This window comes from [Phormidium] sp. LEGE 05292 (genome assembly GCF_015207735.1).
Lineage (GTDB): Bacteria > Cyanobacteriota > Cyanobacteriia > Cyanobacteriales > Aerosakkonemataceae > Floridanema.
Map to the genome: position 1 here is coordinate 15,127 of NZ_JADEWG010000004.1, position 16,965 is coordinate 32,091.

Consider the following 16,965-nt stretch of genomic DNA (forward strand, 5'->3'; position numbering starts at 1 on the left):
ATATTATAAACAGAGTATCACTCAACATTTTGAAAACAGCTTTGAATTCAGAGAAGTGTTTTTATGGAAGATTTCGGAATTATCATAGCCTGCTGCGACCAAGATTATCACTATGCTAAAGGTTGTTGCGGTAGTATCAGACATTTTTTAGGCGATGTGCCAATTTGCCTGATTATTGACGGTGAATTTTCAGCTAAAGAATTGGAAAAAGCTTATGGTGTAAAAGTTATTAATCATTTAAATGTTAAAAACAAAGTTCTCCGCGAGAGAAGTTTTGGTTGGGGATTAACTAAAATGGTTGCCTTTTGGGAAAGTCCCTGGAGTAATTTCCTGTTCCTTGATGCGGACACTATTGTTTGGGGAAATATGCTCAAATATGCGAATTTTAAAGACTTTGATGTGATTGTCGATCGCCCCCTTTACAAAGATTCCTTTGAAGAGTTTTCCAAGTTTTTCTTTAAACCTCAACAAGTAGAGAAATATTTTCCCGAATTTCACTGGCAAAAGCATCTTGGTGAATACTTTTGCACAGGAACGTTCTTTGCCAAACGAGATATTATTAATTTGGATGAATACATTAATATGTTGGATTTAGTTGAGGAAAATCCTAATATATTTTGGCCTGGTGAGCAAGGTTTTTTGAATTTAATGATCTTCCGTGACTTCGACGCAGGAAAACTAAAATTGGGACAATCAAGTTACCAAGTGATTGTGCCGAAATTTCAAATGGATGAATTAAGAAATCGCTTTCCCGTTGATAAAACAAGCCCAGTAGTTCAAGGAGATGATGCTTGTGTAATTCATTGGGCTGGGCCAAAACCAACCTTGTACAATTCGCAAGTTTACTCAGAACCAATGAATTTTTGCCGTCGCAAGTGTATGCAGGAAGTACAAGGTTTAACTGGATTGCCCGCAGAAGCTTTGTTAAAATTAGAAGATATAGAAAGAGACCTAAATATTTACCAGAAAAAGTTGGTTCGCAAAGTTAGGAAAGCGATGAAACTTTCGATAAAAACCGGAGTAAATTATTAAATTCAAGGAAATACTATGTCTTCCCAAAATCCTCGTGCTAGTGCCATCATGCCTGTTTATAACAGAGAAGAATACTTAAAAGAAACGATCGACAGCGTATTAAACCAAACCTTTTCAGATTTTGAGTTTATTATTATCGATGATGGTTCAAGCGATCGCAGTGTGGAAATTATTAAATCCTACAAAGATCCCAGAATTAAATTATTCTTAAATGACAAGAATAGTGGTACTAGTTACAGTCGGAATCGGGGAATCGATCTGGCTTGCGGCGACTATATGATTACCATAGACTCCGACGACATTAATTTACCGGAAAGATTTGCCAAACAAATTGCTTACATGGATTCTCATCCTGAAGTTGGTATTTGTGGTAGTTGGGTAAAAACAATTGGCGAAGTTGCAGGAGAATTGTGGCGATGCGCTGTACAACCGGATATTGTTCACTGTCGGACTTTATTTGAAGCAGTTTTATGTCACCCCTCAACGATTATTCGCCGGAAATATTTAAACGAGTATTCCTTGAGATATTCAGTTGAACTGAAACGTGCCCAAGATTGGGATTTATACTGTAGAGGTGCTAGACATTTTCAAGTTGCAAATATCCCGGAAGTTCTCGTTTACTACAGATGGCGCAAGTATGGCAAAAACTTGTCCGATGAAGAACTAATGTCACAAAAATATTACTATTTCTACGAGATAGATAAAAGAAACTTCCAAGCTTTGAATTTACAGCCAACTGAACAAGAAATGCTAGTTCATCGCCGCTTAGGAAATTTGGAACTAAAAAAAGATCGAGATTTCGTTCTAGAAGCTAACAAATGGTTAGATAAACTTTTGTCCGCAAATAAAATTGCTAAAGTATATCCTCAACCAACTTTTCTTCGGGTTTTAGCAGGTTACTGGTGGGAAGTATGCAGTTATGCGTCTGATTCTCCTCTACAAGCTGTCAGTCAATTCTTTAATAGTCCCTATTTGAATATTAAAAGTCTATCTGCCACTAGTAAAGCTAAACTCTTGGGTAAATCGTTGGTTAAAAAAAGCTATTTTAGCTTAAAAAACGCTTTAAAACGTTCCTAAGCTAAAGCAAAAAGCGAGACCCCCGACTTCTTCAAGAAATCGGGGATATTTATGTTAGTTATTTAAGAAATGGGAAGTATTTGCTTACATTGTACTTAATCCGCTTCTTAATTCCCCGCCAACTTTTATTGCTGACACTTTGATACACCCAAGCATCTAAATCTAATCCAAAGGGAGTTTCTACCTTACTAACCAGAAAAGAGGCAGGATCGTCAGAAACTAATACTTCCCAAGTGTTTGGTTGTTGTGCGCCCCAATTAATAATATCTTCTAAGCTCACTCTTTCTAAAAGCTTTCTTTTGATCAAGCAAGCAGCTGTGCCAAAGTATTTCTTGGGATGAGCAAAAATATCGCTTCCGGGGTAATCATTTCCGGGAAACCAGTTGCGATCGAATTCCTGTGGCATAGTGAGAAGATTTATGCCAAGAAGACTTTCATCTTTTTCCAGTGCCTCCAGACTCCGTTCTATAAATTTAAAGCAATTTTCATAAGAAGTAGTTACTTTGATATCATCGTCAAGATGGAGAATATAGTCACCCTGACAAATAACCATACTATTAATAATCCCGAAATTACTGTGGGGTGCATGAACTAAAGTATTATATTTAATTTCGTCAAATTTATTAATAATACTAGTTTGTTTGAGCAATCTGATTCCATTAACATCAGGACTGCCATCATCTAAAAATATTTTGTCCTGAAACGGAAGTTCGAGAAATTGATCCCAAGTTTTTATAGCATTACGCACTAAGGAAGCGCGGTAGTTACTTACAGAACTAAGATAGGAACAGGTACAAAAAGAGGTTTTACTGAACAATTCGCTGGTGCTAGTTGCCATAATATCTAAACTCCTATTAATTAATTGGATAATTTATGCCATGATTTAATTATCTGATAAAACTTGGATAATATTAGCGGCTATCTTATCCCAGTTCAATTTATTTTTCATCTTGTCTCTTGCTTGTCCAGACATTTGATTTAATAAAGCAGGATTGCTAAGTAAACTGATGATGCGATCGGCTAAAATTTGCGGTGTTGGATCGTGAATAACCACACCATTTACATCATTATCTACTATTTCCGGCATTCCATCTTTATCGCTAACAATACAAGGAACTCCGTAATTCATCGCCTCCATCAAAAATACCGGAAAAGGATCGCAATAAGCAGGCGCAACTACTAAATCTGATTTGAGAAATAACTCTTGCATTTGGGCAGTCGATCGAATAATTCCTGGATTTTCAACTCCATTCTGGTTGATAGATAAATTTTTGCCAATTATCACTAATCTAGCATCGGGAATTACTTGCTTTACCTGCTTAAAAGCAGCTACAAGTAAATCTCCACCCTTTCTTTCAAAATCAGAACCATTAAACAAAATTTGTTTACTACCAAAGCTTTTTTCTCCTTGATATAGTTCAGGAAAATTGCCAGAAGCACCTACTACTGTGATTTTTTGGGCTGGTATTCCATAATCTTCAATCAAGGATTTTTTTACTATATTGCTCTTGGGGAAAAGATGATGCGCTTTTCCATAAGCCTGACGTTCGCAATCCAGCCAAAAATCAAGTTCTTTTTGGTTACTAAAAGGAGACCAATCAGACCAATTTTTTGCCGCTAATGCCATATTATAATCCAAGAACATAACGTAAGGAATATCGAATTTTTCCCAAAATGGACAATAAAGGGCAAATATATGAAAAACTAAGTCGGGAGTGTATGTTAATCCTCTAATTTTTTCTTCTGTTTCTAAGGATTTTTTAATAAATGTTTGCTGATTTTTACGGAATAATTTTTCCGCAGGTTTCAGGAGAAACTTAGGTAAAAGCTGTTTAATTTTTTGTCTTTGTCTATTTTGTTCTAAACTCCCTAAAGCTAAGTAATCTACCTGCTCCAAATAAGGAGACATACTTTTAAATAAGTTTTGATAGCGATTGATAAAAATTGCATCACCTGTTACCAAAAGTTTTTTGATTTCCATATTTTTCAACTCCTAGTCAACTTGCAATAGTGTGAGATACTGCGATACAGCTTTTTCTAATAAAAATTCTTCGGCTTTTTGTTTTAACAATGGTGCATCCAAGGGGTTGTCTAAAGTGTGAATAATTGCTTCTGCCATAGCTGGAATATCTCCCACAGGCGCTAGCTTTCCGTAGAGTCCATTTTCTAAAATTTCTGCTGGGCCACTTTTGCAATCGGTGGATACTACTGGAGTTCCTACTGCGATCGCTTCAATTAACACCGTAGGCAATCCTTCGTATAATGAGGAAAGGACAAACAATGCCGATCGCTTCATATATGCAAAAGGATTATCGACAAACCCAGGTAAAGCCACATCTTTTTCTAAACCTAATTCCTGCACCAAAGCTGACAAAAGCTCTCTATCTTGACCTTCACCTAATATCATTAATCTTGCTGGACGTTGTTGTTTAACTTTAGCAAAAGCACGAATTAAAGTCGGAAAATCCTTTTGCTTATCCAAACGTCCTACAGCTAAAATTACTGGGGGTTCTCCTGGTAAAAACCAAGGATGTGTCAAAGGTTCGGCAGCTTTTTTGAGTAATTCTGGCGTTACCACTGGATTATAAATTACTTTGACGCTTTCTTTCGCCAAACCTAGATTTATTAAATCAACAGCTGACCCTTGAGACACCGCAACCACATTATCAGCTAAAGGATAAAATAACCTTGCCAAATAAGGTGCAAGTCGCTTTTTAATCTGAGTTGATGTTTTTGATTCTACTGAAAGTGTGTTGTGTACGCTTACCACAACTCGCGTTGATACTCCCGCTAAACGCCGACATAAAAGTGCCACCACATTGATATCTTCCATTGCTGAAAGTAAAGCTTTGGGCTGATTTTTTCGCAAGTAACTTATCAAAGCGGGGAAACTTCGCAGCAATCGCCTGGTGTTAAAGTTTATTACTCGGACTTGAGGTGGAATTAAAGATATGGAAGGGCCATCTGTTTTAACTAAAACCAAATCTACGCTTAGACCTTTCTCTACAAAACCACGAGCTAAGTAGAGCATTACCCTTTCTGCTCCACCACCACCAAGACCTGCCATAAAAAGAGTTATATCCGGCATTTTTTTAGTCCAAATAACAATTAATTAAGCATATTATGAGAGCTTATTGGAAAATTTAAACTAACTTTTTATTCTCTGTTTCTACTTGCCAAGCACCAGGTATTACTGCCCGAATTCGCTTCATAGAAAAGCTTGCTGCTACATATAATATCCAAAACAAAGAATTAGTTTCTACAATAGTAGACTCAGTGTTATTGTACACTATTAGAAATATTACATACAATAAGGGCCATAAGTCTTCTATTTCTCCGCCAACTCTTGCCCAAATTAGTGCTCTGAAAAAGCAAAGTATCAAACTGCCAAACCAAAATGCAAACCCAATTAATCCTAAATGAACTGCTACATCTAAATAGCCATTGTGAGCTTGAGATAACACTAATAAAATATAAAATTTCACATTTTCTCCTTCTCCTCCTGGTTGCCAAAATGCTTCATAACCAAAGCCTAGCCAAGGACGCTCTTTAATTTTATCGATGACAAATTCCCAAATATATGTCCGTCCTGTGAGAGTAGGATCTTTACCAAGACCGTATAGGAAAGGCTCCCAATTACTTACTAACCATGTAGCTGAGCTGGCACCTATTAAAACGATGATAATCAAAAAGGGAACAACTATTGATTTGGTTGATTGCAAAGCTTTACACAGAGGTACAAGCAGCATTAAGGTTAAAAAAACTAGGAGACCAGTTTTGGAAGTACTCAGCTGAACCAGAAGAACCGAAAGGATAAAAATACCCCACATAATTCTCCGATGTTTCTTGGCTTTCAAGGCTGCAAATAACAGAGGTACTGTAGATATAGCCATAAAGCGAGCGAAGTGATTTTTGTGGAGTAACGGACCACGCCAAGCGCCTTTATGGGTTCCTTGTTCAATTCCATAATTAGGAAGCGCCCCACTATACAACAAGCTGAACACTACGGATATACCGAATGTCCACTGCAATATGTTCATTTGCTCTTTCATGCTGTAGCGGGAAGCGATGTATAACCCGAATAGGGTTGTGAGTACAGTTAGCTGACCATTTTTTTCTGATATGTTTGGGAAATCAGACCAAAGATGGGACATAAAAATTACTCCCATCAAGCCCCAGATTAGTACATCCCTTAAAGCTGGACGAACCACTGTTTTCAGCCGTACCGTCAGCATAAAAAGGGTATAGGCATAATAGGCATATCGGAACAACACCATGATTTTGTCAAATGGGTTGCTGCCACCTGCACCCCCCGCTCCGTCGGAGCCCCGACCGTAGCTGACCATGCCAATTACGCCGGAGAAAACGAGCATACCAAAAATTGCTAATGCTTTTTCGAGTTTTGGGTTCACGGTTTTAGACGATTGTAAATAGCCCTGGCGTTAATTTCTATTTTTTCTCTTGGTGTTAGGAAACTGAAGTATTTTTTCACAAATTCTTGATATTCAGGTTCCACACCTCCACTATGCCAAAATGCACCCAAAGCAGCGGCAAATATATTGTTGGTAAATTTAGATAAAAATGGATATTTTACTCGCATCCAATAGGCAGTAAGGGTAAGTATTCTAGCGGCGACTAGGCGATTATCTTTCCTCATGCTATAGGCATTGGAACCGTGGACGCGGTAAAGTGTCAATTCTCGATCTAGGAGTAATCCTTTGCTTAGTGCGATCGCAGTAAATTCCAAATAACCATCGTTCAAACCAATTCTTTTGGCTTCTGGCATGGGGAGAATTTTTTGTAATAGCGATCGTCTAAAGCATAAACCAGAAGTAGAAGGAAGAACTGGTAATTTATCCCTCAGTTTACCTGCTTTAATATGTTCTCTTAAATCATATTCCCCCGCAGGTGGGTAAGAAAAACCTCTTTCTATTGACGGTTTTGCTTCGCCATCCACCCATTTTAAGGGATGAAAACACCATTCTAAGTCTGTGCGATCGCCAAATGCTTTAACTACCTCAACCGCTTTTTGGGGTAAACAGACATCATCTGCATCCAAAAAACAAATAATTTCCCCTCGACTCGCGGCGAAACCAGCATTAAAAGCCGAAGCCTGTCCACCATTTTCCTTGAACACTGGAACAATTTTATCGCCGTAACTAGCAATAATTTCCCGTGAATTATCAGTGGAACCATCATCTACAACAATTACTTCAACATTGGGGTAGCTTTGGTTTAAAGAACTATCGATCGCTTGGTTTATAAACCGCCCATAGTTATAGTTATTAATCGCAATACTAACTAAACAGTTATCTTTCATGCTCTACCAACTTCAAGCTTTTTACTTTTGTGGCATCGGTTCTCAAGTCACCGTTACTCAAAGAAAGAACCAGCCACTATTTTAACCGACTAAATCAGGCAGCGAACACTGATACAATTACTATAAATATCCTCAATTTAGATACTTTGTCTATCATAATTGAATACTCTACCCCACTTAAGATACACTATTTGATTATTCCTTTACCTGTTTGGGTACTATATAGGTATGAGCCAAATGAATACCCCCGTATATTTACGGAGTTACACTTTCAGTATTTATAACTAGTTCCTTGCCATTTCATTTAGTTAAAGTTATGAAAGACACGATCGAACATTTTCAGGTGAGTCAAAATTGTAATCTGATTAAATGTGAAAAAATACCTAAATTTTCCTAAGTAATAACTTAAATTTATGTAAAAAAAACTACCATATCTTTTCTTAAGTTCACATTAAAAACAACCCGTATTGTAGAAAATTTTTCAACCCTTTCTGAGAGTAAAATCCTATGAATCCTAAAGACTACAGCGAAGACATAGATTTCCAAAAGTTTGGCCTGATCCTCAAACGGCGTTGGCTTCCTGGTGCAGTAGCATTCTTAGCTATTTTTACACTAGCTACCTTATCTGCAATGAGAAAAACGCCTACTTATGAAGCCCAAGGAAAATTACTTTTTCAAAAGAAAAACACTTCTTCTTCTCTGATCACCGAAGCGGGAGAAAAATTAGGGCAGTTGGAAACCCTAAATATGATGAACACTCCCGTAGATACACAAGCGCAGGTAGTCACTTCGCTGCCAATTGTCACAAAAACTATAGAAGCATTAAACCTTAGAGATAAGAAAGGCAATTTAATAGAACCGGAAGCTTTCTTTTCAGGACTTACTGTAAAAGGAATCAAAGGGACAGATGTTTTGCAGATTAGCTATAAAGCTAAAAGTGCCCAGGAAGCCGCTGATGTTGTGAACAAACTGATGCGTCTTTACATAGAAGACAATATATTAAAAAACCGGGCTGAAGCAGCAGCGGCTAGAGAATTTATTAGTAAAGAGTTACCAACAGTTCAAGCTAATGTTCGGCAAGCTGAAGCAGCCTTACGTACTTTCAAAGAAAAAAACAACATTGTAGCTCTAGAACAAGAAGCTGTCATGGCTGTTGATGTAATCACTGGCATAGATAGACAACTTGCTACTACTGAAGCTCAACTGGCAGATACAACAGCTAGAGTTGCCGAAATCCAGCAAAAGCTCAATATGAGTCCAGAAAAAGTGATTGATTTGAGCAGTGTGAATCAGTCCAAAGTAATTGAGAGTTCGCTTCAAGAATTACAAAGAGTGGAAGCTCAACTGATATTAGAACGTACTCGTTTTACAGCAACACACCCCGTAATTAGAAACTTAGAAGATAAGCGGGATGGACTCAAAGCATTTTTGCAAGGTCAGATAGGACAGTCTCTTGGTACCAGAACACAACTGCCAAATGGCAATTTACAAACAAGTGAATTGAAAGAAAAAATAGCAACAGACTTGGTGAGTTATCAAGGGCAACGTTTAGGTTTAATTAAGCAAATAGGGGCTCTAAATCGTACCAAGCAAATTTACAGAAACAGAGCTAATCTTTTACCGAAATTACAAGAAAAATCCCGGGATTTAGAACGGCAAGTGGAAGCGGCACAAACTAGTTACCAGCTACTTTTAAAAAATTACCAAGAAGCACAGATTGCTGAAAATCAAAATGTTGGGAATGCCATGATAATTGAGGATGCAATTATTCCCGGAAAGCCCGCTGATAGCAAGAAAAAATTGTTTTTAATCGGGGGATTTGCAGCGGGAGTTATGGTGTATGTAGTGATAGCGTTCTTAGTAGATTTAGCAGATCCAACTTTAAAAACAGCTAAAGAGTTACGGCATATATTCAACTACACTGTGTTGGGAATGATTCCTTCTTGGAAGAAGAGACTGGTATTTCCAATTCCCATGAGGAAGCAAGATGAGACGGTTAAACTTCCGGTTAAAGATGCTCCTCATTCGATTATTAGTGAAACTTACAGAATGCTTCAGGCTAACTTAAAGTTTCTTAGTCCCGATCGCGAATTAAAAGTTATCGTAGTCACAAGTTCTGTTTCTAAGGAAGGTAAGTCAACTGTTTCGGCTAATTTAGCTGTAGCTATGTCTCAGTTGGGACGGAAAGTGCTGTTAATCGATGCGGATATGCACCACCCGATACAACATCATATTTGGAACTTAACTAATGCAGCTGGACTCAGTGATGTAATTGTGGGTCAAGCTGATGTAAATTCAGCGGTGAAAGAGGTGATGACTAACTTAGATGTGCTTCCCTCTGGAGTCATACCTCCTAATCCTTTAGCTTTGCTTGATTCTAAGCGGATGGCTTCATTAATTGAAGATTTCTCTGCGACTTATAATTTCGTCATCATCGATACACCACCTCTGGTACTTGTGGCTGATGCGTTGACTTTAGGCAAAATGGCTGATGGTATGCTGTTGGTAGCGCGTCCTAGTGTGGTGGATACTGTTAGTGCATCTGCTTCTAAAGGATTTTTAGTTCAGTCGGCTCAGAATGTTTTGGGGATGGTAGTTAACGGAATAATTATTGAAAATGAACCGGATAGTTACTTCCATCACGCCAAATCATACAATGAGGATTTGACGACTACAAAAGCTACTTTGGCTAAAAAGGAAAAAGTTAGTTCTTGAATCTAGATCCCTGACTTCGCAGAAGTTGTCGGGGATCTGGGTAACAAGTATGTCAAAATTATACACATTTTATAATATTTCTTTATTTTAATACAAATAAAAAAGTTATTTTCCTTGTATTTCAGTATTCAAAAGTACGGAATAGTTGCGTTGATTCCTTTCTAATGATGAAAGGTAATTTGTTTTAAGGTTGCAGAAGGCGAGCTAATGCTACGCTTTGCGATCGCATAAATAATTACAAAAATTACTAAAACAGGGCTGTCTAATGATAAAAATTTTAGGGGCTACTCAGTTCGATCAGCAGGTTCTCAACATCTCGTTGATCAATATTTGTAATCAGGAAAGTTATGTTGGTCAGGAGATGCGAAAGCATTACAATGCTTGGAAAGATGAGAGTGATGAACCTTCGCAAAATCCCTGGTTAGATTTGCATCAATTTACAATTTATGTACCGCATCCCGATCAACTTTATGATGGCATGACTTTGGCAGATGGTTTAACTAAGGGATATAACATTGAGGTAAAACCTGTAGAAAATAGGAGTCAATTACCTTATAAGATTCCCCCTTTTGGACATTTTGTGGTGGTGCTAAAACAAAAGGAAATTGATGCTGATTTTGGGATTGCTGCTACGGGAATTTTTGTGCGTCCTTTGGCTGTTCTTTATCTGGATATTATTGTTGATATTGATAAACCGGAATATCAACCAATTTTTGTTAAGCATCCCATCATTAGAGAATACCCAAATGGTTGGGAAGAAAAATTAAAAATGTTTATTAATGGAGAGATTAGGGGTGAGGAGTTACCCGATTTAGTTGGATATGTCGATCGGGCGGTTAATGGAGATTATCGATCGCCTTCGTGGGATGAAGCTTCTCAGTTAAATAATCGGTTTGCAGGAGTTCAAAGATAAATGAATGTGGAGTCTATAGAGCAAGAATTGATCGAAGATACGGATACAGTAATGACAATAGTAGCGATCGATTCAGTCAAAAGTCAATGTGTTTTGGCAAGATTAATGATTGATATTTTGGGTCGTCCTGGGGTAGATAATGATATGCAGTTTATGGGATCTGGCGATCGCTGGACTGTTACTTGGACTCAACCTAATTTACCATTAGATGTGACTAAAACCTTAGTTAATCTAGCTATTAATCCTCAGTTAAATGCTTGTGTAAATTAGTAAGCAATTTATAGGAGGAAAGTATGGCAACTTACAAGGTAACTTTAATTAATCAAAGCCGAGGGTTTTCGCAAACAATTGATGTATCTGAAAATGAATACATTCTCGATCAAGCTGCTGAATTTGGCATCAAAATTCCTTTTGAATGTGTAGTCGGTGCTTGTGCAATGTGTCAAGGCAAAATTATTTCAGGAACAGTTGAACAAGATGAACAAATTTTCTTAAGTGAGCAACAAATTGCTGATGGATATGTATTGACTTGTGTTGCTAAACCAACTTCTGATTGTATTTTGGAAGTAGAGTTAGACGAGTATCTTTAAATTTTAACAGGGAGGAAAAAATTGTGGTAGCACTTTCATTAGTAGACATGAATCAATGGTTGTTAGCGAACGATTTTGAGTCAACAAATTTAGATAAACGGGGAAATAATGGCGATACGGCTTTGATGAAAGCGACTCAATTAGGTGAACTAAATGTTGTGCGATCGCTAATTAATGCCGGAGCAGATGTTAACATTAGAAATCATGACGGAAATAATGCTTTATGGTTTGCTTGTTTTCGCGATCGTTTGGATTTAATGAGTTTACTTATCGAAGCCAAAATTGATATTAACAACCAAAATGATAACGGTGCAACAGTATTAATGTATGCAGCTTCCGCAGGTAAGGCAGAAGTTGTTAATGCTCTTTTAGCAGCAGGTGCAAATGCTCAGTTGAAAAATTTGGATGATTTTTTGGCGATCGACTTTGCAGCGAATATGCAAATTTTAAGGATTTTGAAAAATGCTGCCTAAGATAATCAAAAATGAATATCACGAAGCGACAAAACTTTCGTTTCTTTCGGTGCAAATCGATCCCAATTATGTCGATTCTTCAACTCAACCCGCTGCATTCAAAAGTTATCCTAAATTCTTTCGCAGGTTTCCCTTAGATCTGGAAAATCCTAGCCATTCGTTTTTACATTTTACCAGTGCGATTACTTGGCAAAAAATGTATCGCGAGGGTATCTATTCCTTACGGGTAAATCCCTCGGCTGGTGCGCTTTATCCAACCGAAATTTATGTACAAATTCGCGGAATTAAGGGGATTATTGAGGGAATTTATCATCTGGAAGTGAAAACTCAATCTCTGACTTTAATTTATGAATTGATAGATGATGGATTGGAAGGTTATTTATTTGATAATCGCCTGGTTAAAGGATATATTTTACTGATTAGTTGTGTGTATTTCCGTTCGAGTTGGAAGTACAAAAATCGCAGTTTACGTTATTGTTTTTTGGATAGTGGTCATCATCTAGGTGCGATCGAAGCTTCTGCTTATACACACAATCTCGAAACCCAGATTTTATTTGATTTCGATCGGTTAGCTCTCAATGATGATTTAGGATTAGAAAATAAGGAATTTATCACATCTGCCATCATTGTAGGAGATGTGAAAGAAAAAGCGGTTCGGAGATTGCGATCGCCAATTCCCTTTGTTTCCGGTACAGATTATTTTGAACCAAATCACTTTGTTGAAGCAGGTTACAAAGCTACCCTTTCGCCAACAAAAAACACGCAAGAAATTATCCAACCTCAGTTTTCTGTTGATCGAGCAAGCTATCTGCAAGCAATTAAAAAACGCCGTTCTGCAAGACGTTTTCACCAATCACAAATTACCCAAGAAGCATTTCTGGAAGTTTGGGAATCGTTACTTCAACCAATTGCTACTCAAAGTTACGAAGCGATCGAAATTTACGCCATTGTTCAAAATGTAGCAGGAATAGAACCTGGGGTTTATTACCAAGAAAAATGCTTGAAAGTCGGGAATTTTCGCGATAAAATGGGCTACCTTTGCGTTAATCAGGCAATTGGGCGAGATTGTGCTGTTTTATTCTTTTTTGTCAGTGACTGCCAGAATTATCGCACAGCCTTGCAACTGGCTGGCTTACTGGGACAACGAGTTTATCTGAAAGCAACTTATGTCGGATTGGCTTGTAGCGGTATTGGTGCGTTCTTTGACGATGAAGTGCAAGCGTTTCTAGGGACTGAGGGTAGTGTGTTGTATGCGGTTGCGATCGGTTAAGAAGGAAAAACCGTCGCTTTTTTCTTGACTACTTAACTATTTAGTCATATACTTGTTAACAAGTGTAAATTCTCTGTGCAACCTGGAAACACGCTAGGCGGTAAAAAAGCCATAGCAGTAGAAACTTTCAGAATGCCAATAATTAGGGAATTTAACTGTTAATTGAAATTAGGAATCATCATGTTTAGGAATGTTGGAAGCATAGATCGAATCATTCGCTTCCTTTTAGCAGCAATTCTGCTTTACAGGGGTTTGAGTGTTTATCAAGGAACGACTTTAGGAATTGGATTTGATATTGCCGCAACTTTGTTAATTTTAAGTGCTGCGATCGGTTTTTGTGGAATTTACCGCCTGTTAGGAATTAACACTTGCAAATCTCAATAATCTTCACTGAGAAGCGAGTAATTACTATCAATTAAGGAACAGAATTATGGACAATAGTTTTCCCATAGATAATCCCTCCATGTCGCGTCGGCAACTGCTCAACTTTTTGACTGGTAGCGTCATTGCCACCACTGCTGGAGCCGCACTTTATCCAGTAGCAAAATATTTTATCCCTCCAGCAGAAAGTAACGCAGGAGGAGCAATTATTGCCAAAGACGTAATAGGAAATCCCATTCCTGCCAGCCAAATTTTAAGCGAACCAGCCGAAACTCGTGCCTTAGTAGCAGGGTTAGCTGGAGAACCAACTTACTTAACAGTAAAACAAGACGGCACACTGGACAACATAGGAATTGTCGATAATTGTACACATTTAGGTTGTACATTTCCTTGGAATGAAATGGATCAACAATTTCAATGTCCTTGTCATGGTTCTCGTTACAGTGCTGACGGTTCTGTATTGCGTGGACCTGCACCTTTACCACTCAAATTAGTTCATGTTGCCGTGCAAGAAAACACTATTTGGATCTCGCCTTGGACAGAAATTGATCCTCGAACTGGAGAAACTCCTTGGTGGGTTTAATTAACTCAAAAATTGCAATTGAATCAAAAATTAATTAGCCAAAAATAGAGAACAAATGTTTCAAAGGGTCACAGAATCTTTAGCCATTGGTAATAATATTGCTCCTGAAGAACTGAGCGAAATTGCTCAAAAAGGTTATCGAACCATAATTGATTTATGTATGGCTTCAGAGGAAAAACAACTAAATGTTGAAAAAGTAGAAAAATTAGGGTTTAACTTGATTAAGTTACCAGTCGATCGCCAAAATTTAAACCCAGACATTTTACCCGCTTTTATGCAAGCTGTTAGTTCAGCACCTCAGCCTATTTACACACGCTGCGCGTCAGGTTTACGAGCGGGAGTAATGACTTTACTGACACTAGCAATTCAAGAAAGTTGGACAGAACAACAGTATTTAGAAAAGAGAGAAGCTTTAGGACTTAAACATCAACCTAATTGTCCTTTGGCGGAATTTGCTCAAGGATACTTCCAAATTAAAAGTGCCTAAAAATCCCCTTTTCTTAATTTAGTTAAGTGTGTAATTTTACATCTTAATTAACCCAATACCAAATCAAAAATGCTTATCAAGCAAGGAGAAATTGTGAAAATCGCTCTATCTAGTCAAAACCAAAAATCTATTACCGGACACGCCGGACATTGCCAAAAATTTTGGGTTTACGAAATTAACGGTACGGAAATTATCGACAAGGAACTGGTAGAATTATCACCAAAACAATGCTTTCATAATAGTTCTCCTGATGAATCTCATGCTTTAGATGAAGTGCAAGTTTTAATATGTGGAGGAATGGGTAAGAAATTATTGCGTCGTTTAGAGAGTAAAGGAATTGAAGCAATTGTTACCAAAGAGACTGATTTGGATAATGCGATCGCAGCTTATCTAAATGGTTCTTTAGTAAGAGAAGATGCTGAATGTGGCGAACATGAACATGAACATGAACATAGTCATCAACATCAACATCGACATCAACACGGTCAAGAATGTCAAATTAATAGTTAGTGACAATTAGATTAGTCCAGATACCCGATTTCTTTAAAAAGTCGGGTATCTAGAGAAAACATTGTTGAACGGAGTAATAATTTACCTTAAAATTATGTTGACAAGTTCGATTATTGCTTATCTTCATTACTTGGGATTCATGTTAGCTTTTGCTGCGCTTACAGTGGAAATCTTTAACTTAAAAAAAGAAATGACACTTCATGAAGCTAAAAAAGTTGCCTTTGCTGATGCCGCTTACGGCGCAGCCGCCACAATAATTCTTGTCACCGGAATATTGCGAGTTATGTATTTTGGTAAAGGAACAGATTACTATTTAAGCAATCCATTTTTCTATGCTAAAATCGGCATTTTCATTATAGTTAGTTTACTTTCCCTTTATCCAACTTTCACCTTTTTAACATGGATTAAAAATTTTCAAATGAACCAGCCACCAAGCATAGAAATTGCTCAGGTTAATAGATTATCCTGGCTAATTAAAGGTGAAATGTGTGGATTTATTTTGTTACCATTATTCGCAGCAGTAATGGCTAGAATTCATTAAAAACTTAGCTAGCATCTGAGTTTTCTTTACTGCAATCAACTTACTTAAACCAAAAACTATGCAAATTAGCAAAAACAATCTCCCTGAAAAACAGAACCAAATTTACGATGCAATAATTGTTGGTGGTGGTGCTGGCGGTCTTTCTGCTGGTATTTACCTACAACGTTATCGCCTTTCCTCTCTGATCGTAGACAAAGGAAAAGCACGCTCTTTTTGGATGCAGGAATTACACAACTATTTAGGCTTACCTCCAGATACTCCAGGTCGCGTTTTACTCCAAAAAGGTAAACAGCATTTTCTTTCTTTAGAAGGTGACTTGCTCAATGGTTATGTAGAAGAAGTAATTGACGAGGGAGAAACTTTTGCAGTCAAGATAAAATTTGGTCGGCAAAATAGTAGTTATCCGGTATTTCGAGCCAAATACTTAATAGCTGCTAGTGGCATTATTGATAAGTTACCCATGTTAGATGATATGCAGAATGTTTATGAATATGCTGGGTATAATCTGCACGTCTGCATGATTTGTGATGGTTATGAAATGATTGACAAAAAATGCGGTTTGTTTGTGGGAAGTGAAGCTAACATTCAAATAATAACTGGTCTAAGTTGGTTTACTCCCAAAATCACAGTTTTTACTCATGGAGCATTTACTGTGAGTGAAGAAGTACGCTCGCAATTAAAAAGTTTAGGTTATCCATTAATAGAAACTCCTGTGAAGCGTTTTCTAGGAGAAAATCATCAAATGACTGGAGTAGAATTAGTGGATGGTAAAGTTATTGAACTAGAAACTGGTTTAATTGCAATGGGGTCACATTATCATAATACTTATCTTCAAGGAATTCCTTTAGAAATGCAAGGTAACAACATAGTTACCGATAAAACAGGTAGAACTTCTCATCCCCGAATTTTCGCAATTGGTGATTTAAAAGTTGGGTTAAATCAAGTAATAATTGCTGCGGGAGATGGCGCATTAGCAGCAACGGAAATTTGGCGAGGAATTCGACGTGATATAGGTGCTAAACCTTGGGTAGAAAATTTGACTAAGGAACGAGTTTAGGATTGTTGATTATCTA

At 37.5% G+C, this 16,965-nt stretch carries 19 protein-coding genes; 14 read left to right on the top strand and 5 right to left on the bottom strand.

The genetic code is table 11. The annotated features are described in order from the left end of the window. Positions 1–63: 63 nt before the first annotated feature. Together IQ264_RS02470 and IQ264_RS02475 are read left to right on the top strand one after the other, a co-directional pair. Entirely contained in the window at positions 64–1,032 is a 969-nt protein-coding gene (locus IQ264_RS02470) for a hypothetical protein (protein WP_193978255.1), read from the top strand. Positions 1,033–1,047: 15 nt separating this feature from the next. After that, a complete protein-coding gene (locus tag IQ264_RS02475) occupies positions 1,048–2,109 on the top strand; it encodes a glycosyltransferase family 2 protein (RefSeq protein WP_193978257.1) in 1,062 nt (353 codons plus the stop codon). 58 nt (positions 2,110–2,167) lie between these two features. Here the strand turns inward: IQ264_RS02475 and IQ264_RS02480 are convergent, their stop codons facing one another. The 5 genes from IQ264_RS02480 to IQ264_RS02500 are packed head-to-tail and all read right to left on the bottom strand — an operon-like array spanning position 2,168 to position 7,429. Next, the gene (locus IQ264_RS02480) at positions 2,168–2,947 is read right to left on the bottom strand and encodes a hypothetical protein (RefSeq protein ID WP_193978259.1); all 780 of its coding nucleotides are present in this window, start codon (positions 2,945–2,947) and stop codon (positions 2,168–2,170) included. Between the two features lie 45 nt (positions 2,948–2,992). Beyond that, complete coding sequence (locus tag IQ264_RS02485; RefSeq protein WP_193978261.1) at positions 2,993–4,090, bottom strand: glycosyltransferase family 4 protein; 1,098 nt, start codon at positions 4,088–4,090, stop codon at positions 2,993–2,995. 12 nt (positions 4,091–4,102) lie between these two features. Further along, on the bottom strand, positions 4,103–5,197 hold the full coding sequence (locus IQ264_RS02490) for a glycosyltransferase (protein WP_193978264.1): 1,095 nt from the start codon (positions 5,195–5,197) through the stop codon (positions 4,103–4,105). A gap of 55 nt (positions 5,198–5,252) precedes the next feature. Then, on the bottom strand, positions 5,253–6,521 hold the full coding sequence (locus IQ264_RS33610; RefSeq protein WP_193978266.1) for an O-antigen ligase family protein: 1,269 nt from the start codon (positions 6,519–6,521) through the stop codon (positions 5,253–5,255). After that, positions 6,518–7,429 carry a glycosyltransferase family 2 protein gene (locus tag IQ264_RS02500; RefSeq protein WP_193978268.1) on the bottom strand — a complete coding sequence of 304 codons (912 nt, stop codon included), beginning with the start codon at positions 7,427–7,429 and terminating at the stop codon, positions 6,518–6,520. Before IQ264_RS02500 ends, IQ264_RS33610 begins: the two co-directional genes overlap by 4 nt. A 507-nt stretch (positions 7,430–7,936) precedes the next feature. Between IQ264_RS02500 and IQ264_RS02505 the strand changes: the two genes are divergently transcribed. The 12 genes from IQ264_RS02505 (at position 7,937) to IQ264_RS02560 (ending at position 16,949) form a co-directional block, all read left to right on the top strand. Further along, the gene (locus tag IQ264_RS02505) at positions 7,937–10,144 is read left to right on the top strand and encodes a GumC family protein (protein WP_193978270.1); all 2,208 of its coding nucleotides are present in this window, start codon (positions 7,937–7,939) and stop codon (positions 10,142–10,144) included. Between the two features lie 265 nt (positions 10,145–10,409). Next, complete coding sequence (locus IQ264_RS02510) at positions 10,410–11,057, top strand: hypothetical protein (RefSeq protein WP_193978272.1); 648 nt, start codon at positions 10,410–10,412, stop codon at positions 11,055–11,057. Continuing rightward, positions 11,058–11,327: a hypothetical protein gene (locus IQ264_RS02515; RefSeq protein WP_193978274.1), complete on the top strand. Its 270-nt coding sequence runs from the start codon at positions 11,058–11,060 to the stop codon at positions 11,325–11,327. It abuts the gene before it with no gap. A 23-nt stretch (positions 11,328–11,350) separates the two neighbouring features. Beyond that, the gene (locus tag IQ264_RS02520; protein ID WP_193978276.1) at positions 11,351–11,647 is read left to right on the top strand and encodes a 2Fe-2S iron-sulfur cluster-binding protein; all 297 of its coding nucleotides are present in this window, start codon (positions 11,351–11,353) and stop codon (positions 11,645–11,647) included. Between the two features lie 23 nt (positions 11,648–11,670). Further along, positions 11,671–12,120: an ankyrin repeat domain-containing protein gene (locus IQ264_RS02525; protein ID WP_322744585.1), complete on the top strand. Its 450-nt coding sequence runs from the start codon at positions 11,671–11,673 to the stop codon at positions 12,118–12,120. Beyond that, the gene (locus IQ264_RS02530; protein WP_193978278.1) at positions 12,110–13,390 is read left to right on the top strand and encodes a SagB/ThcOx family dehydrogenase; all 1,281 of its coding nucleotides are present in this window, start codon (positions 12,110–12,112) and stop codon (positions 13,388–13,390) included. Before IQ264_RS02525 ends, IQ264_RS02530 begins: the two co-directional genes overlap by 11 nt. A 180-nt stretch (positions 13,391–13,570) precedes the next feature. Then, entirely contained in the window at positions 13,571–13,774 is a 204-nt protein-coding gene (locus IQ264_RS02535) for a YgaP family membrane protein (protein ID WP_193978279.1), read from the top strand. 46 nt (positions 13,775–13,820) lie between these two features. Then, a complete protein-coding gene (gene petC, locus IQ264_RS02540; RefSeq protein ID WP_193978281.1) occupies positions 13,821–14,354 on the top strand; it encodes a cytochrome b6-f complex iron-sulfur subunit in 534 nt (177 codons plus the stop codon). A 55-nt stretch (positions 14,355–14,409) separates the two neighbouring features. Further along, positions 14,410–14,841, top strand: a complete 432-nt coding sequence (locus IQ264_RS02545; protein ID WP_193978283.1) for a beta-lactamase hydrolase domain-containing protein — start codon at positions 14,410–14,412, stop codon at positions 14,839–14,841. A gap of 69 nt (positions 14,842–14,910) precedes the next feature. Continuing rightward, on the top strand, positions 14,911–15,351 hold the full coding sequence (locus IQ264_RS02550) for a NifB/NifX family molybdenum-iron cluster-binding protein (protein WP_228061229.1): 441 nt from the start codon (positions 14,911–14,913) through the stop codon (positions 15,349–15,351). A gap of 94 nt (positions 15,352–15,445) precedes the next feature. Next, entirely contained in the window at positions 15,446–15,892 is a 447-nt protein-coding gene (locus IQ264_RS02555) for a DUF2214 family protein (RefSeq protein ID WP_193978285.1), read from the top strand. Positions 15,893–15,950: 58 nt separating this feature from the next. After that, positions 15,951–16,949 carry an NAD(P)/FAD-dependent oxidoreductase gene (locus IQ264_RS02560; protein WP_193978287.1) on the top strand — a complete coding sequence of 333 codons (999 nt, stop codon included), beginning with the start codon at positions 15,951–15,953 and terminating at the stop codon, positions 16,947–16,949. Positions 16,950–16,965 lie beyond the last annotated feature (16 nt).

Bases quoted from the DNA above. Each gene is read 5' to 3' on its own strand.
- IQ264_RS02470 (WP_193978255.1), top strand. From the start codon at position 64: ATGGAAGATTTCGGAATTATCATAGCCTGCTGCGACCAAGATTATCAC.
- IQ264_RS02475 (WP_193978257.1), top strand. From the start codon at position 1,048: ATGTCTTCCCAAAATCCTCGTGCTAGTGCCATCATGCCTGTTTATAAC.
- IQ264_RS02480 (WP_193978259.1), bottom strand. From the start codon at position 2,947: ATGGCAACTAGCACCAGCGAATTGTTCAGTAAAACCTCTTTTTGTACC.
- IQ264_RS02485 (WP_193978261.1), bottom strand. From the start codon at position 4,090: ATGGAAATCAAAAAACTTTTGGTAACAGGTGATGCAATTTTTATCAAT.
- IQ264_RS02490 (WP_193978264.1), bottom strand. From the start codon at position 5,197: ATGCCGGATATAACTCTTTTTATGGCAGGTCTTGGTGGTGGTGGAGCA.
- IQ264_RS02500 (WP_193978268.1), bottom strand. From the start codon at position 7,429: ATGAAAGATAACTGTTTAGTTAGTATTGCGATTAATAACTATAACTAT.
- IQ264_RS02505 (WP_193978270.1), top strand. From the start codon at position 7,937: ATGAATCCTAAAGACTACAGCGAAGACATAGATTTCCAAAAGTTTGGC.
- IQ264_RS02510 (WP_193978272.1), top strand. From the start codon at position 10,410: ATGATAAAAATTTTAGGGGCTACTCAGTTCGATCAGCAGGTTCTCAAC.
- IQ264_RS02515 (WP_193978274.1), top strand. From the start codon at position 11,058: ATGAATGTGGAGTCTATAGAGCAAGAATTGATCGAAGATACGGATACA.
- IQ264_RS02520 (WP_193978276.1), top strand. From the start codon at position 11,351: ATGGCAACTTACAAGGTAACTTTAATTAATCAAAGCCGAGGGTTTTCG.
- IQ264_RS02530 (WP_193978278.1), top strand. From the start codon at position 12,110: ATGCTGCCTAAGATAATCAAAAATGAATATCACGAAGCGACAAAACTT.
- IQ264_RS02535 (WP_193978279.1), top strand. From the start codon at position 13,571: ATGTTTAGGAATGTTGGAAGCATAGATCGAATCATTCGCTTCCTTTTA.
- petC (WP_193978281.1), top strand. From the start codon at position 13,821: ATGGACAATAGTTTTCCCATAGATAATCCCTCCATGTCGCGTCGGCAA.
- IQ264_RS02545 (WP_193978283.1), top strand. From the start codon at position 14,410: ATGTTTCAAAGGGTCACAGAATCTTTAGCCATTGGTAATAATATTGCT.
- IQ264_RS02550 (WP_228061229.1), top strand. From the start codon at position 14,911: ATGCTTATCAAGCAAGGAGAAATTGTGAAAATCGCTCTATCTAGTCAA.
- IQ264_RS02555 (WP_193978285.1), top strand. From the start codon at position 15,446: ATGTTGACAAGTTCGATTATTGCTTATCTTCATTACTTGGGATTCATG.
- IQ264_RS02560 (WP_193978287.1), top strand. From the start codon at position 15,951: ATGCAAATTAGCAAAAACAATCTCCCTGAAAAACAGAACCAAATTTAC.